A 15,155-nucleotide genomic window follows, 5' to 3' on the forward strand; every position below is an offset into this window, starting at 1 on the left:
AATATCATTGACGAGCCAACTCCTGCAATATGCAGGTCAAATCACCCAGCAAGAGCACCTCCCGCTGGCGCTCGACCCGGTTCATGTCGAGAGAAAGATCACACCGCTGACCGCCACGGTGCTCCACCTGCAAACTGGGATTGTGCTCGCTCATCTCGACTGCAAAGAAACCGTCAGCTTCACTCACGGTACGGCCGGCGTGGTTAATAACCATGGCCCCCTTTATGGGAGAACCTTCCCCATTCAGCAGGCGTCCGATGACTGTCACCGTCTTCATTACCTTGACCTTGTGATAGGCCACGCCCCCCTTGTTGAGGTGATAGGGCAGCACGTTAGGTCGGATGTTCATCGATGGAGCATCGTGCCCGGCGAGATCCAGTTGTACCGCACTGCTACGATAGGCGGTCACAGGAACCAGATTACGCCCGGGTTTCAGCACCGTATAACGCCCCTGTTCATCATCAGCTCGCAGGGTCAGCTCAGGCATATCAGACTCCACATCGACGATCATCCCTGCTTCATACCCTTGTGGTTGTCCAGTCATGGCGACACTCCCGTCGTCCCCCAACGCCATGGTGCTATCCAGATTGAGCCCACCACTGACGACCTGGTTATAGGAGGAAGATTGCAAGTGGGCATCACCACTCAGTCGCTCCCCCTCAAAGCGGGCATATCCAGCCGTCCCAACCCCGTAGCTATCGGACGTCAAACTGGCACCGACACTTTGCAACGCCCCCCATTCCAGCAACTGCTGATAACTGAGGGATCCATTACGTTCCTGCCCACCGGAGCGGGATGTCCGACTACCGACACCGATGGCCAGCAGGCTGCGCTCACCACCCAGATTCATACTCAGGGAAAGCATGCCACCCCGATCACGGGCATGGGCCGTGCTGATGCTGCCTGGTCGGTCAAACACCGTCAGGCTCCAGCTCATGTTCTGACTGAACAACTCGCCGTTATAACGCCATCCGAGGTCAGCACCGGTCCCGTAGCCCGGTTGATGCGACACATAAAGATTGGCAGAGTGGCTGTCACTGAGACGCTGCTGCAGCGAGAGTGTGCTTTGGGTCGTATTGCTGTCAGATGCCTCGCTCTGACTCAAATATTGCCGCTGATGGCCGACGACCAGACTGCCGGAACCATAGTGATGGAGCAGTTGCAGATCGAAGCCATGTCCTAGCCCTTGAGTGGTCATCAGGTTGCCAAGCAGTCGCCACTGCTCAGTCAGGCCCCAATCCGCTAACAGACCGTTTTGCCATCGCTCATCGATATATTGGCTGGAAGCGCCGATGATGACGGAAGAAGCCAGCAGATGATTGACCATGACCCCGCTGCTCAAGCTGCTGACGTCACTCTCATCCCAATTGCTGAGCAAGCGGGTCTGCTGACCGGCAAACAGGTTGAACCGCCAAGTCTCGTCCGGATTCTGCCAATTCATCGGCTTGTAGATCGTCTCACGTCGCCGCTCGGTGACTTGACCATCTTCCAATACCCGTAACTCAACTTCGTAGATACCGGCTGGCAGCACTCGGGTATCCAGCGCCTGTAACCCGGCGATCACTTGCTGCGAATTGATGAGCTGTCCATCCCGGTATATTTCAACCATACCGGGCCGGCTTGGTGTCACGTAAACAGGCGTAGCGCTCGCCTGCCCTTGCTCAATCAACAAGGTATCGGAATCACCCAGCATCACCCCCAGCACGGTAGGGGTACGTCCACCAAACAGCGCCGGCTGACGAACCAATCCCTGGGCATAAGGTGAGAAATACCCCAGTCGGTAGAAGCGGCCAGCCCCCTCATGCTCGGCATAAAGTTGCTGAATATGGTGCAACGTCCCCTGACCGTCACCAGATTGACTTAACTCGCCCTCCAGCAGTGGACTCCACTCGCCCATGCTGCCCTGCGCCGTCAAGTTGTAGCGACCACTACGCTGTTCACCTTCTCCTTGACTGAGGTTCAACTGATGGCGCAGCAAGGCGCCGTAACTGCCCCCCTCGGGCAGGGAATGGTAGCGGGTCGACAGTCGGCCCTTCTCCACGTTGGCGGTCAAGATGGATAGCTGGGAGTTTTCCAGGCTGTATTCCAGCGCCAGAACACCGTCCTCGCATTTTTGCTGACAAGGCCCCAGTTGATGGGAACTGGATAAAATCTGGCTCCAGTGCTGGCGATCTCGCTCACTCAATTCGGACTCGTAGCTGTCCGTCAATGTCAATAATTGCACGCTGGTATCTTTGCCCAGCACTACCTCACCTTCCCCCAGCAACTGCCCATCCAATAAAATGCGCACCGCCAGCGGAACGCCAAAGAAGTGATCGGCAAAGTCATCCGGCAAGCTCTCCGCTTGCTGCAAAAGATCAAGCGGCTGCGTTACACGTGCCTCATTGGCCCAGGCCGGCCAGCACAACACCACCAGGACTAACAGGAACGGAGAATACAACACTGTTCATCTCACTCTTCTCGATGCAGACAAAAAGGCTCCCTGTCGCAGGGAGCCTTGAAAGGAAGGCTTATGCGCCAGCCTTAGGTGCTTCTGATTCAAAAATCATGTTCACTACGCCCTGGTAATTACCTGGCTTGTAGCCAGTAACGGGGGCATCGGCAGGGATCACTTCCAGCTCGAGCAGCTTGCCGGTCTTGGCATCGTCAGCCTTGATCACTTCAGCAGACGTCGTGGACAGGGCGACACCGCCAAGCTTGACGCTCAGTGCGATGTTGTCACTGCCGCTGGCCATCACGGCCGGGTTGGTCAGATAACCGGTGATGGCGCCGATCGTGCTCTTGGCTTCCATCTGCTTGCTCAGCTTGTCCAGCTTCTTGGTGTAAGGGTTGTAGCTCAGTTTCTGCGGGGTACTCATCCAGTTGTCACCACCGATGGGCTGCACATAGAACGCCTCGGTCGGGATCTGGGCGGTCACGGTGACCTGATGCTCGACACGTTCGGCAGCCATCAGATTGGCCGACATCAGCATGGCCAAGGGCGCTGCTATCCATACTTTCATTTCTTTCTCCTTTTTTGAAATACGAAACATCAGTGACCAATCACCATGTTTCTACTCTTGTCACCCTCTATCAGCACAAATCGATAGAGGCGATCTCTCTTCTTCATCAACTGCTTCTTCATATTTGGCAACAGATGCATCTTGGCCGGACTGGAACAATTCTTTTTCCGTCCATCACACTCTTCAAAAAAATCCAGCATGAGTGTTGTGTTGCCTTTATTGACAATGGTGGTCATCTTCTCATCTTCGATAATTTGAGTATCGAAGTGACTTTGTCTAGGCATCACGAACAGAATTGAACCAAAGCCCGTCAATATATTTACACCAGCAGATACTTGTTCCCGCTCTTCCTGGATAGTTGCAGCATCAATATCAAAACCATCCTCGGCCTTGGGCAGAACTGGTATAAAACGTACCCTGAAGTAGCGCTCTTTATCGCGCTCTCCCATAAACAGAAAGCGGCTTGCCTGCACTCCATTGGCTGGAATAATGAGCCTGGAGGGGCTAGCAACCAGCGCCCTGTTACCTTCTGTCAGCTCAGGAGACTCCTTTGGCTGGCCTTCACTGTCATAGGTGATTTCGTGGATCGCCACCTTTACAAAGGCTGTTGCATCGCCTTGATTACGAACCCGTTTCAAATAAGTGCTCTGCTGGCCAGACATATAATCATATAGAGTGCCGATACTGATTTCTGCCGATGCAGAAGCATTGCCGCTGAACAGCAAAAACAAGATTAAATATACTTTTCTCATTACTACCCCAGGCGTTTACCTATACGGACAGGATGAATAAAGCCATCAACATGGCGAGAGGTGTTGAGGTTATTTAAAAAATCATTCCACCGTATATTTTCAGGGCCAGTCTATGACGCAAACGAGTCAGCGTTAATCGGAATAGTCCTATATTGCAGGCATTAATTAACGTCAATTATCAGATGATTCCTACAGGCTTTTCCGATCTCTTCTGCTGTATTATCCGCAGCCATATCCGTCAACAGGTGAGTGCCGTGTTTGCATTTCAAGAAGAGTACCCAATAAGTGACATGGCAAGCATCGCGGTGGCCGATCTTGCCGTGCCCTTCTATCAGCCGATCATCGGTCGGGATCATCAGGTCAAGGGTTATGAGGTGCTGGCCAGACGCTGGGAGCCGGCCCAGCAGAGCTATCAGGGCATCGACTTTGCCTCCCTCAGTGAGGAGCAATCCCTCCATCTGGATATCGTCATGCTCAGGGCCATCATGCGAGATCTGCCGACCCTGGCGCAGGCCGGACCCTATTTTCTTTCCATCAATCTCAACCCGACCCTGAACAGCCCCACCTATCAGAACCTGTTGCTGCTGGTGCTGATGCAGGCGCGCAAGCTGGGGATCGAGGTCTGGTTCGAGGTACTGGAACAGGCCCCGCTGCAGCGGCAGCACAGGGCGCTGATCGAGGTACTGCGCAGCCATGGTGCCCATATTGCCTGCGATGACTTCGGCACCCTGGAGTGCAACTTCCAGCGTATGTTGGCGCTGCCCTACGAGGTCATCAAGCTGGATCGCTCCTTGCTGCTGCAAGCCAGCAAGACACCCCATGCCCTGCGCATGCTGACCGGTCTGGTGGAGTACCTGCAACGGCTCGGCATGAAGGTGGTGTGCGAAGGGGTCGAGACCCTGCAGCACATCGAAATCGCCAACCGGCTCGGTTGTGACTATCAGCAAGGCTACGCCTACGCCATGCCCTCCCCCCTCTCTCGCTGGGCCTGAACCGCCCCTTTTTTGGCCGCCGACTCGCGCCGGGGACGTTCCCCTGCCAAATTGCATGATGCGGTGAGGGCGAGTACAATCTCGCACCCCGTTTATCCGGTGCATACTGCTGCAGCCCGGATATGCCGTTATCGGGTCGCGCCGAGCGAGTATCCACTCCCGGCGCAGCTCAACCCATACGGCGCCATCAGGTGGCGCCGTCCTGATTTGCAATCAGATACGAAGAGTCCGCCATGTTTAAACCAGAATTGCTCTCCCCCGCAGGTTCCCTCAAGAACATGCGTTACGCCTACGCCTATGGCGCCGATGCCGTCTATGCCGGCCAGCCCCGTTACAGCCTGCGGGTACGCAACAACGAATTCGATCACGAGAATCTGCAGCTCGGCATCAACGAAGCCCATGCCCTCGGCAAACAGTTCTACGTGGTGGCCAACATCCAGCCCCACAACTCCAAGCTCAAGACCTTCATCCGCGACATGCGCCCTGTGGTGGAGATGAAGCCGGATGCGCTGATCATGTCCGACCCCGGTCTCATCATGATGATGCGCGAAGCCTTCCCGGATATGCCTATTCATCTGTCGGTGCAGGCCAATGCGGTCAACTGGGCCACGGTGAAGTTCTGGCATCAGATGGGCCTGACCCGGGTCATCCTCTCCCGCGAACTGTCGCTGGACGAGATCGAGGAGATCCGCATGCAGGTGCCGGAGATGGAGCTGGAAGTGTTCGTTCACGGGGCGCTGTGCATGGCCTACTCCGGCCGCTGCCTGCTCTCTGGCTACATCAACAAGCGCGACCCCAACCAGGGCACCTGCACCAACTCCTGCCGCTGGGAGTACAAGGTGCACGAAGGCAAGGAAGATGACGTGGGCCAGATCGTCCACCGTCAGGAGCCCATCGCCATCCGCCCGGACAACACCCTGGGCCTGGGCAAACCGACCGATGCGCTGGTGCTGCTGGAAGAGTCCAACCGCCCGGGCGAGTACATGAGCGCGTTCGAAGACGAACACGGCACCTACATCATGAACTCCAAGGATCTGCGCGCGGTCGAGCACGTCGAACGACTGACCAGGATGGGCGTTCACTCGCTGAAAATCGAAGGCCGCACCAAGTCCTTCTACTACTGCGCCCGCACCGCCCAGGTCTATCGCAAGGCCATCGACGATGCGGTCGCCGGCCGCCCGTTTGACCGCAGCCTGATGGGCACCCTCGAGAATCTGGCCCACCGCGGCTATACCGAGGGCTTCCTGCGCCGTCACAACCACAGCGAATACCAGAACTACGACTACGGCTACTCCGTCTCCGACACCCAACAGTTCGTCGGCGAAATCACCGGTCGCAACGGTGACATGGTGGAAGTCGAGGTGAAGAACAAGTTCCTGGTGGGCAACAGCCTGGAACTGATGACCCCGCAGGGCAACCTCAGCTTCAATCTGGAGCAGATGCAAAACCGCAAGGGCGAGCTCATCGACACCGCGCCGGGCAACGGCCATGTGGTCTATGTGCCGGTGCCGAAGGAAGTGGACGTTGACTACGGCATCCTGCTGCGCAACCTCGGTGAGCGCCAGGATACCCGTCAGCCGCACTCGGCAGCCTGAGATGGCACTGCTCATCACCGACAAGTGCATCAACTGTGACATGTGCGATCCCGAGTGTCCGAACCAGGCAATCAGCCTCGGTGAGGAGATCTACGAGATCGACCCCAGTCGCTGCACCGAGTGCGTCGGTCACTACGAGAAGCCGACCTGCATCAGCGTCTGCCCCATCGACTGCATCATCTGGGATCCCGCTCACGTGGAGACCGAAGATCAGCTGATGGAAAAGTTCGTACGGATGCACCGGCAGTAACATCGGCATCAGCGTCTGCTCTACATGGACTGCATCCTCCGGGATCCCGCTCACGTGGAAACCGAAGATCAGCTGATGGAAAAGTTCGTGCGGATGCACAGGTAATCAGCAGGTCGCGACAACATCATAAAAAAAGCCCCGCATGCGGGGCTTTTTGACGTTTGGCGCTCATCGCACCTAGACGTATTCCATAAAGACCCGGGAGGTGAGCTTGGTGATGAGCTCGTAGGGGATGGTGCCGATCTGGTCGGCCACCCGCTCTACCGGCAGCCCTTCACCCCACAGCACCGCCTCGTCACCGGCCTTGTCGGTGGCGCCGGGGCCGAGATCCACCGTGGTCATGTCCATGGAGACCCTACCCACCAGCGGCACGATGCGGCCGTTGACCAGCACCGGCGTGCCGTTGGGAGCCATGCGCGGATAGCCGTCGCCATAGCCGATGGCGATGACACCGAGCCGGGTATCGCGATCCGACACCCAGTTGGCGCCATAGCCCACCGGCTCGCCCGCCTTGTGATCCCGCACCGCGATCAGTTGTGTCTTGAGGGTCATCACCGGCTGCAGGTCGTAATCGGCCGCCACCGTATTGGGGAAGGGGGAGACGCCGTAGAGGATGACGCCGGGGCGGATCCAGTCGCAGTGGGAATCCGGCCAGGCCAGGATGCCCGCCGAGTTGGCCATGGCCCGCTCGCCCAAAAGCGGCGCGGTCAGCTGGCTGAACAAGTCGATCTGCTCGCGGGTGGTGGGCTGCTCCAGCTCATCGGAACGGCTGAAGTGGGTCATGATATTGAACGGTTGAACCACGTTCTTGCACCTGGCGAGCCGCTCGATAAAGGCGGGCATCTCGTCGGCCCGCACGCCGAGGCGGTGCATGCCGGTGTCGAGCTTGAGCCAGGCCACCACGGGGGCAGGCAGATCCGCCTGCTCCAGCGCTTCGAGCTGCTCCCAGGTGTGCACTGCGGTCTGCAGGTTGTTGGCCGCCAGCACCGGCAGGTCGGCCGCGCTGAAGAAGCCCTCCAGCAGCACGATGGGTTTGACCACTGCGCAGGAGCGCAGCATCAGCGCCTCTTCGATGCGGGCCACCGCGTAGGCATCCGCATCCACCAGGGTGCGGGCGACCGGCAGCAGCCCATGGCCATAGGCGTTGGCCTTGACCACGGCAATGATCTTGCATTGGGGGGCGTGGCGTTTCACCACGGCAAGGTTGTGGCGCAGGGCCGCGGTATTGATTTGGGCGATAGCCGCTTTCATCTGTTTTCCCTTACGAGGGCATGATAACGCGCGAACGCGCCAGGCACCGGGGGGTGTCAGCCCTTAATTGTCATCGTCTAAGGCCGGACCGGCAGAATTGTCGAACCGGGAAAACTGTTTCTGGATACCGGGAGCAGGCTCCCGGCTTACTTAGTAGTCATCATCAAACGCCGGGCCCGCGTAGTTGTCAAAACGCGAGAACTGACCCTGGAAGGTGAGGCGCACCCGGCCGCATATTGGCACCGTTACGCGGCTTTGCAGCGATGACTCTCACCACTTTCTTTCTCTCCAGGACGCGATGACGATGATCAGTAGTCATCATCAAACGCCGGACCCGCGTAGTTGTCAAAGCGCGAGAACTGGCCCTGGAAGGTGAGGCGTACCCGCCCGATGGGGCCGTTACGCTGCTTGCCGATGATGATCTCGGCGATCCCCTTGTCGGGGCTGTCGTCGTGATAGACCTCGTCGCGGTAGATGAACATGATCAAGTCCGCATCCTGCTCGATGGAGCCCGATTCCCGCAGATCCGAGTTGACCGGGCGCTTGTCGGCCCGCTGTTCCAGGCTTCGGTTGAGCTGGGAGAGCGCCACCACCGGGCACTGCAACTCTTTCGCCAGCGCCTTGAGGGAGCGGGAGATCTCGCCGATCTCCAGGGTCCGGTTGTCAGACAGCGCCGGCACCCGCATCAGCTGCAGATAGTCGATCATGATCATCGAGAGGCCGCCGTGCTCACGGGCGATACGACGGGCGCGAGAACGCACGTCGGTCGGGGTGAGGCCGGAGGCGTCATCGATGTACATCTTGCCCTTCTCCAGCAGCAATCCCATGGTGGAGGAGAGCCGCGCCCAGTCCTCGTCGTCGAGCTGACCGGTCCGCACCTTGGTCTGGTCGATGCGCCCCACCGAGGCGAGCATACGCATGATGATCTGCTCGGAGGGCATCTCGAGGGAGAAGATCAGTACCGGCTTGTCGGCGGTGAGCGCCGCATGCTCGCACAGGTTCATGGCAAACGTCGTCTTGCCCATGGAGGGACGGGCCGCGACGATCACCAGATCCGAACGCTGCAGGCCGGCGGTCATCTTGTCGAGATCACCGTAACCGCTCGATACCCCGGTCACCCCGTTGTGGGGCGTCTTGAACAGCTCTTCAATCTTGTCGACGGTCTGCTCGAGAATCAGCTTGAGCGGCTGGGGCCCCTCGTTGGCGCTGCTGCGCTGCTCGGCAATCTTGAATACCTTGCTCTCGGCGAGATCCAGCAGATCGCCGGAGGTGCGCCCCTGTGGCTCATAGCCTGCTTCGACTATCTCGTTGGCGACCGAGATCATCTCCCGCACGACCGCCCGCTCACGCACGATCTCGGCGTAGGCACTGATGTTGGCGGCACTCGGGGTGTTCTTGGCGATCTCCACCAGATAGGCGAAGCCACCGGCCTCTTCCAGCTGTTCGGAGCGCTCCAGCTCCTCCTGCAGGGTGATGAGATCGATGGGGTTGCCCGCATTGGAGAGGCGGGTCATGGCCTGGAAGATCAGGCGGTGCGGGCGGCTGTAGAAATCCTTGTCGATCACCCGTTCGGCGACCCGATCCCAGGCCTCGTTGTCCAGCATCAGGCCGCCCAGTACGGACTGTTCGGCCTCAAAAGAGTGGGGAGGTACTTTCAGCTGTTGTGTCTTGGCGTCTTTTTTCGCCGTCACTTGCTCTGCCATACACATAAAAACCGCAGCGGGAAGGGGACGGGAATTTTACAAAAGAAACCCCGTCATCGCGAGTGCAAATGCACGCTATTCACTTCTGTCAGCCACAACCGCCCTCCTGATGGTTGTTGACGCCGCCTGTCGATGAAATCCGTTTCGCATTCATACAATCATGAAGGGCCAGACCAGGGTCTGATCCTGCGGTTTGGCTCTCGCCTTGTTGCGCAGCTTGCGCTCCTTGCGGCTCGGTCGTCGACTTTTCATGGCCTGTCTCCTCGCAACGCCCCCGATCGGGGCAATCTGTTCATGAATAATTCATGCCAATCATGTTAATCATAGTCGCAAGCTGCAATACAACGAGGGACAGGCAGCCTGCCATGCGCCTCGCTGAGCTTGCCAAAGCAGAGCATGCCCCACCCACTGATGAGAGTGAAAAGAGTCAAAATGAAAAAGATGCTGACCCTGTTTGCCGTGATCCTGGCCATTGGCCTGGGGGCACCCATTGCCGAGGCCAAGAAATTTGGCGGCGGCAAATCCTTTGGCAAGAGCTATAAAACGGCTCCGGCCCAACCGGCCGCCAAACCCGTCGACACCAAGAACCCCACCGTGGGCGCCCAGGCCCCCAAGAAGGGCGGCATGATGGGCGGCCTGCTCGGCGGTCTGCTGGCCGGCGGTCTGTTCGCCTACCTGCTGGGCAGCGGCGCCTTTGAAGGTCTGCAAGGGATGGACTTCCTGCTGATCGCCCTGCTGGCACTGGGGGCCGTGTTCCTGATCCGCACCCTGCGCAAGGGCAAGATGGCGGCGCCACAGCAGCAGACGGCCTATGCCGGCTATCAGCCGCCCCAGAGCGCGGCGCCCCAGCAGTTCGAGCAGAACCACAGCGCCCCGCAGGCCACCGGTTTTGCCGACAGCGACGTGCCGTTCCGCCTGCCGCCAGGTTTTGACATGAACGGTTTCCTGGCCGGGGCTCGCGATCACTACCGCACCCTGCAGGAAGCCTGGAACAAAAACGATCTGGAAAAGGTACGCGAGTACGTGAGTCCGGAGCTGTTCGAACAGCTCAAGGCCGAGCGGGCCGAGCTCACCGGTGAGCAGCATACCGAAGTGATGTATGTGGACACCCAGCTGGTGCGTGCCGACTACGGCAGCGACTGGGCACAGGTCAGCGTGCGCTTCAGCGGCCGCTACATGGATCGCCAGGAGCAGGTCGAGGAGGACATCAAGGAGGTGTGGCACCTCGAGCGCAACCTCGCCAAGGACAATGCCCCCTGGCATATCGTCGGCATCGAGCAGCTGTAAACGCGCTTTTCCTGCGATGACAAACAAAGGCGGCCTGCGGGCCGTCTTTGCTTTGTGGCATTTCCAACCCCCTGCGCCCGCCCATGCCTCCCCTTGTACCGGCTATGAGATTGAGGTGTGATTGTGTAGTATGACCGACCTTTTTTTGTTCAATTGACTCTTCATCGAGGCGTGGCCCATGGCTCTTCCCTTTCTGCGTCGCAGCAACATGCCTCGTCTCCTGGCCAGCCTGCTGTGCTGCGCCACCCTGATCCTCATCTCCCTCGTCACCCTCTACTGGCAGACCTGGTCGATGACGCGCCAGCAGGCCCAGACCGCAGCCGAACGCGCCATGACGCAGATCGACAGCGCGCTGCACCACTCGACCCTGGCGGCCAAGGCGGCGCTGCCGCTGGCCAGCCGGCCCTGCCGCGAGGTGGCCCGCGAGCTGCGAGTGCTGGTCGCCACCTCCCCCTATGTGCGCTCGGTCAACCTCTCCCGCAACGGTCGCCTCTACTGCTCCTCCATCTTCGACGAGATCGATCTCAAAGACCGGCTGCAGAACAGCCAGCACGAGCTGCTCAGACTGGAGGCGGTCACCCAGCTCGGACGTAAACCGTCGCTGCTGTTCTACCACCTGAGCGAAGGGGATCATGCGGTGGTGGTCGCCATCAACCCCTATCATCTGAGCAAGCCGTTGCAGTGGCATCTCGCCGGGCCCCACAGCTGGGTGCAGATAGGCAAGCAGTGGCTCGACCTGCAGGGCAAGGTGCACGATGGCCAACCGCCCAGGCTGCGGGGTTTCAACTACCGGCTCGACTCGACCACGTTCGGCTACAGCCTCAACCAGGGGTTCCCGCTGAGTGCCGTGCTGGCCATGACCCTGCAAAAACAGGGCAGCATGGTGCTGCTGATCCTGGCCCTCGGGGGGCTGGCCGGGCTTGCCACCTACCGCTGGTGGAGCCATATCTCGACCCCGACCCAGGAGCTCAGGCGTGCCATCATCAAGCAGGAGTTCGTGCCCTATCTGCAACCCATCGTCGTCAGCCAGAACGGCCAGCTGCATGGCTGCGAGGTGTTGATGCGCTGGCAGCACCACCGCCAGGGGCTGATCCGGCCGGATCTCTTCATTCCGCTGGCGGAGGAGAGCGGACTCATCATCCTGATGACCCAAACCCTGATGCAGCAGGTGCGGCTGCAGTTTGCCCCCCACGCGGCGGCGCTGCCGCCCCGCTTCCACTTCAGCTTCAACATCTGTGCCCGCCACTGCCAGCAGCTGAGCCTGCTGGATGACTGCCGCAGCTTTCTCGCCGCCTTCACCGCCAACCCGATCACCCTGGTGCTGGAGCTGACCGAGCGCGAGCTCATCACCCCCAACCACCTCACCGAGCGGCTGTTTGAGGAGTTGCGGCAGATGGGGGTCAGGATCGGGCTGGACGACTTTGGCACCGGCCACTCCAGCCTCACCTATCTGCAACAGTTTCACGTGGACTATCTCAAGATCGATCAGAGCTTCGTCGCCATGATCGGCACCAATGCCCTCTCCCGTCATATTCTTGACAGCACCATCAGCCTGGCGACCCGGCTGGGGCTGCAAACCATCGCCGAGGGGGTCGAGACCCAGGAGCAGGCCGACTTTCTGGTCGAGCGGCAGGTCGATTACCTGCAGGGCTACCTGTATGGCCGCCCGCTCACCCCACAGCAATTTCTGCAGCAGTTGACCCCCACGCCTGCGCCTTGAAGCGCCCCTGACCTCAATGGGGTTGCATTGACACCCATGCTGGCGGAAAATCCCCGCCGCACCTTCCCCTGCTCTGCCAAATAGAGCAAACGTTTATTTGCTTTATTAATGTGCAGTAGCTCAAAGGAATCAGCTCTGTTTATTTCCAATTATTACTTTTTGCCTAGAATCGCCACACTCCTGTCATGCAGGAACGATATACAGGACTATAACAACAAGAGGAATATTACCGATGAAGAAGACGCTACTGGCCGTCACCGTCTCTATTACCCTGTTCGGGCTGACCGCCTGCAATTCAGAAAACAGCAGCAAGGAACATATTCCGCTGGATCTGACCATTGCCCACATCAATGATACCCACGCCCACCTCGACCCGACCGAAAATGCGCTGGCGATCCAGCCCACCGGCCAGGAGCTGTTCAAGTTCAACGCCAAGCTGGGCGGCTATCCGCGCCTGAAGTTCAAGCTGGACGAGCTGCGCAGCCAGGCTGCCAACGAGGGCCGCAACTTCATGGTGCTCAACGGTGGCGACGCCTTCCAGGGCACCCTCTATTTCACCCAGTTCAAGGGTGAAGAGGAGTCCCGGCTGCTCTCCGACATGGGTATCGATGCCATGGTGCTCGGCAACCACGAATTCGATCTGGGCAACCAGGCTATTAAAGACTTTGTCTCACGGGTGAATTTCCCGGTATTGGCTTCCAATATGGTGAAATCCAGTAGCGCCACCCTGAAGGACAGTGAAAATATTCACGAATATGTCATTAAGGAAGTCAATGGCGAGAGCGTGGGTATTTTCGGGCTGGTGCTGGAAAATATGCATGACATCTCCTCACCGGATACCGACACCAAATTCCTGCCGATGATTGAGACCGCCCAGAAAATGGTCGATACCCTCAAATCCAAGGGTGCCAACAAGATCATCATGGTCACCCATATCGGCCTGCAAAATGACCAGGCGGTCGCCAAGGCCGTCAACGGCATCGACCTGATCGTCGGCGGTCACTCCCAGACCTTCCTCGGCGACATCACCGAGCTCAACAGCATCGGCTACACCGCCCACAACCAGAACCCGGCCGACGACAATACCTATGCCCAGATCGTCAGCAACCCGGACGGTGGCAAGACCTGTATCGTGCAGGCCGGTGAATGGGCCAAGGGCTACGGTCTGGTCAACGTCTCCCTCAGCAAGGAAGGCCAGCTCACCAAGTGTGAGGGCCGCAACACCCTGATGACCGGCGACGACTTCACCAAGGAAGTGGCCAAGAAGAAAGTGCCGCTCAGCGGCACCGAGCAGACCAACGTGGTCGACTTCATCAACAAGTCCCCGGTCATCGAGATCGTGCCGGAAAACACCGCCATGCGCGATGTGATCGACACCGAGTACAAGCCGGCCGTGGCCGAGCTCGAAGCCAAGATCATCGCCGACGTGCCGACCAAGCTGACCCACGTGCGCGTGCCGACCACCCCGGACGGCGCCGGCCTCATCGATCCCCTGGTGGCCGAATCGCTCTACTGGAAGCTCAACAAGCTCAACACCAAGGTCGACTTCACCATCCAGAACGCCGGTGGCGTGCGCGCCGACGTGAACGCGGGCCCGCTCTCGGTCGGTTACGTGATGGGTACCCTGCTGCCGTTTGGCAACAAGATCGCCGCCTTCAACCTCAAGGGCAAGGACGTTCGGGCCACCCTGGAGTACGCCGTTGACTACTCCATCGGTCTGGAGACCGGGATCGCCGCCTCCAGCGGTGCCTTCCCCTACGTCGGCCACCTGAGCTACACCTACGACGGCAAGCTGGCCAAGGGCTCCCGCATCACCAAGCTGGAACTGCTGGACGCCAACGGTCAGTGGCAGCCGCTGGATGACGAGAAGGTGTACCGGGTCGGTGCCAACACCTACATCGCTTCCGGCAAGGATGGCTACAACGGCCTGCTCAAGCGTGAAGAGCTGCCCAACAAGGGTGACTACGTCGACTCTGGTGTCGGTGAGAACGAGATGTTCATGGAGTACGCCGAGTCCCAGGGCACTCTCAACCCGCTGCCCTACGCGACCGTGACCTACTACAAGCCCTGATCCGGCTCACAAGCTGTTGCAACGGCGCCTGAGGGCGCCGTTTTTATGGCATACTCCCCGCCAATCGATGCCGAGGAGACCCTTTGATGGCGAAGTACGACAAGATTTCCCCCGAGACCCAGCAGGAGGCGATGAAAATTGCCCGAGCCAACCAGAAACCGGGGCAGACCAAGGAGCAGACCCAGCTGATCGCGCAGGGGATCCAGAAAGGCATAGACGAATACAAGAAACAGATGAAGGTGCGGGCCCGCGAGGCCAGCCGTCAGAAAAAACTGCAGGCCAAGGCCAAACAGTCCCACGCAGCGCCGCAGGATGAGGAACCGGACGACATCGTCGAGCTGGTCGAGGTTTCTCGCCAGCATCCGCTGCCCTGGCTGTTGCTGGCCATCAGCTGGCTGGGCTTTGCCGCCTGGTTCTGGCTGCGCTGAAACCCTAGCCGACAAACCTTTGCCCGGGATCTGCTTCACAGCCCGGGCCCTTGTGGCTGGTCATCCCCGCCCCGGGCTGATTAAATCCCGCCACTGCTGCTCAC

At 59.1% G+C, this 15,155-nt stretch carries 12 protein-coding genes and 1 pseudogene; 8 read left to right on the top strand and 5 right to left on the bottom strand.

Annotated elements, in window-relative coordinates; all coding sequences use genetic code 11:
• Nucleotides 1-4: 4 nt before the first annotated feature.
• From OKC44_RS03795 to OKC44_RS03805, 3 genes are all read right to left on the bottom strand, one after another.
• Nucleotides 5-2,443: a fimbrial biogenesis outer membrane usher protein gene (locus tag OKC44_RS03795; RefSeq protein ID WP_270811134.1), complete on the bottom strand. Its 2,439-nt coding sequence runs from the start codon at nt 2,441-2,443 to the stop codon at nt 5-7.
• A 67-nt stretch (nt 2,444-2,510) separates the two neighbouring features.
• A complete protein-coding gene (locus tag OKC44_RS03800) occupies nt 2,511-3,002 on the bottom strand; it encodes a fimbrial protein (RefSeq protein ID WP_101618205.1) in 492 nt (163 codons plus the stop codon).
• 29 nt (nt 3,003-3,031) lie between these two features.
• On the bottom strand, nt 3,032-3,754 hold the full coding sequence (locus OKC44_RS03805; protein WP_270811137.1) for a hypothetical protein: 723 nt from the start codon (nt 3,752-3,754) through the stop codon (nt 3,032-3,034).
• Nucleotides 3,755-4,008: 254 nt separating this feature from the next.
• On the opposite strand from OKC44_RS03805, the gene OKC44_RS03810 reads away from it, so the two are divergent.
• The 4 genes and pseudogenes from OKC44_RS03810 to OKC44_RS03825 form a co-directional block, all read left to right on the top strand.
• Nucleotides 4,009-4,746 (top strand): EAL domain-containing protein, encoded by a 738-nt coding sequence (locus OKC44_RS03810; RefSeq protein WP_065476044.1) that lies wholly within the window; start codon nt 4,009-4,011, stop codon nt 4,744-4,746.
• A 233-nt stretch (nt 4,747-4,979) separates the two neighbouring features.
• On the top strand, nt 4,980-6,341 hold the full coding sequence (gene trhP, locus OKC44_RS03815; protein ID WP_016349728.1) for a prephenate-dependent tRNA uridine(34) hydroxylase TrhP: 1,362 nt from the start codon (nt 4,980-4,982) through the stop codon (nt 6,339-6,341).
• A gap of 1 nt (nt 6,342) precedes the next feature.
• Nucleotides 6,343-6,591 carry a YfhL family 4Fe-4S dicluster ferredoxin gene (locus OKC44_RS03820; RefSeq protein ID WP_005334896.1) on the top strand — a complete coding sequence of 83 codons (249 nt, stop codon included), beginning with the start codon at nt 6,343-6,345 and terminating at the stop codon, nt 6,589-6,591.
• A 24-nt stretch (nt 6,592-6,615) separates the two neighbouring features.
• A pseudogene (locus OKC44_RS03825) lies at nt 6,616-6,696 on the top strand (YfhL family 4Fe-4S dicluster ferredoxin); the annotation flags it as partial.
• Between the two features lie 72 nt (nt 6,697-6,768).
• Here the strand turns inward: OKC44_RS03825 and alr are convergent.
• Together alr and dnaB are read right to left on the bottom strand one after the other, a co-directional pair.
• Entirely contained in the window at nt 6,769-7,842 is a 1,074-nt protein-coding gene (gene alr / locus OKC44_RS03830; RefSeq protein ID WP_016349727.1) for an alanine racemase, read from the bottom strand.
• A 308-nt stretch (nt 7,843-8,150) separates the two neighbouring features.
• On the bottom strand, nt 8,151-9,545 hold the full coding sequence (dnaB, locus tag OKC44_RS03835) for a replicative DNA helicase (RefSeq protein ID WP_011704946.1): 1,395 nt from the start codon (nt 9,543-9,545) through the stop codon (nt 8,151-8,153).
• Nucleotides 9,546-9,977: 432 nt separating this feature from the next.
• On the opposite strand from dnaB, the gene OKC44_RS03840 reads away from it, so the two are divergent.
• The 4 genes from OKC44_RS03840 to OKC44_RS03855 all read left to right on the top strand — a co-directional run bounded on the left by OKC44_RS03840 (nt 9,978) and on the right by OKC44_RS03855 (nt 15,051).
• Nucleotides 9,978-10,832, top strand: coding sequence for a Tim44 domain-containing protein (locus tag OKC44_RS03840; RefSeq protein ID WP_011704944.1), 855 nt, complete (start codon nt 9,978-9,980; stop codon nt 10,830-10,832).
• Nucleotides 10,833-11,010: 178 nt separating this feature from the next.
• Nucleotides 11,011-12,552, top strand: a complete 1,542-nt coding sequence (locus OKC44_RS03845) for a cyclic diguanylate phosphodiesterase (protein ID WP_270811140.1) — start codon at nt 11,011-11,013, stop codon at nt 12,550-12,552.
• A gap of 232 nt (nt 12,553-12,784) precedes the next feature.
• On the top strand, nt 12,785-14,623 hold the full coding sequence (locus OKC44_RS03850; RefSeq protein ID WP_011704942.1) for a bifunctional metallophosphatase/5'-nucleotidase: 1,839 nt from the start codon (nt 12,785-12,787) through the stop codon (nt 14,621-14,623).
• An 86-nt stretch (nt 14,624-14,709) separates the two neighbouring features.
• Nucleotides 14,710-15,051: a DUF2956 domain-containing protein gene (locus tag OKC44_RS03855; RefSeq protein ID WP_016349725.1), complete on the top strand. Its 342-nt coding sequence runs from the start codon at nt 14,710-14,712 to the stop codon at nt 15,049-15,051.
• Nucleotides 15,052-15,155 lie beyond the last annotated feature (104 nt).

Source organism: Aeromonas sp. S41-2, from assembly GCF_027705845.1.
GTDB classification, from domain to species: Bacteria; Pseudomonadota; Gammaproteobacteria; order Enterobacterales; family Aeromonadaceae; genus Aeromonas; species Aeromonas hydrophila.

Coding starts and splice junctions, on each gene's coding strand:
- OKC44_RS03800 (WP_101618205.1), bottom strand. CDS start 3,002: ATGAAAGTATGGATAGCAGCGCCCTTGGCCATGCTGATGTCGGCCAAT.
- OKC44_RS03805 (WP_270811137.1), bottom strand. CDS start 3,754: ATGAGAAAAGTATATTTAATCTTGTTTTTGCTGTTCAGCGGCAATGCT.
- trhP (WP_016349728.1), top strand. CDS start 4,980: ATGTTTAAACCAGAATTGCTCTCCCCCGCAGGTTCCCTCAAGAACATG.
- OKC44_RS03820 (WP_005334896.1), top strand. CDS start 6,343: ATGGCACTGCTCATCACCGACAAGTGCATCAACTGTGACATGTGCGAT.
- alr (WP_016349727.1), bottom strand. CDS start 7,842: ATGAAAGCGGCTATCGCCCAAATCAATACCGCGGCCCTGCGCCACAAC.
- dnaB (WP_011704946.1), bottom strand. CDS start 9,545: ATGGCAGAGCAAGTGACGGCGAAAAAAGACGCCAAGACACAACAGCTG.
- OKC44_RS03840 (WP_011704944.1), top strand. CDS start 9,978: ATGAAAAAGATGCTGACCCTGTTTGCCGTGATCCTGGCCATTGGCCTG.
- OKC44_RS03845 (WP_270811140.1), top strand. CDS start 11,011: ATGGCTCTTCCCTTTCTGCGTCGCAGCAACATGCCTCGTCTCCTGGCC.
- OKC44_RS03850 (WP_011704942.1), top strand. CDS start 12,785: ATGAAGAAGACGCTACTGGCCGTCACCGTCTCTATTACCCTGTTCGGG.
- OKC44_RS03855 (WP_016349725.1), top strand. CDS start 14,710: ATGGCGAAGTACGACAAGATTTCCCCCGAGACCCAGCAGGAGGCGATG.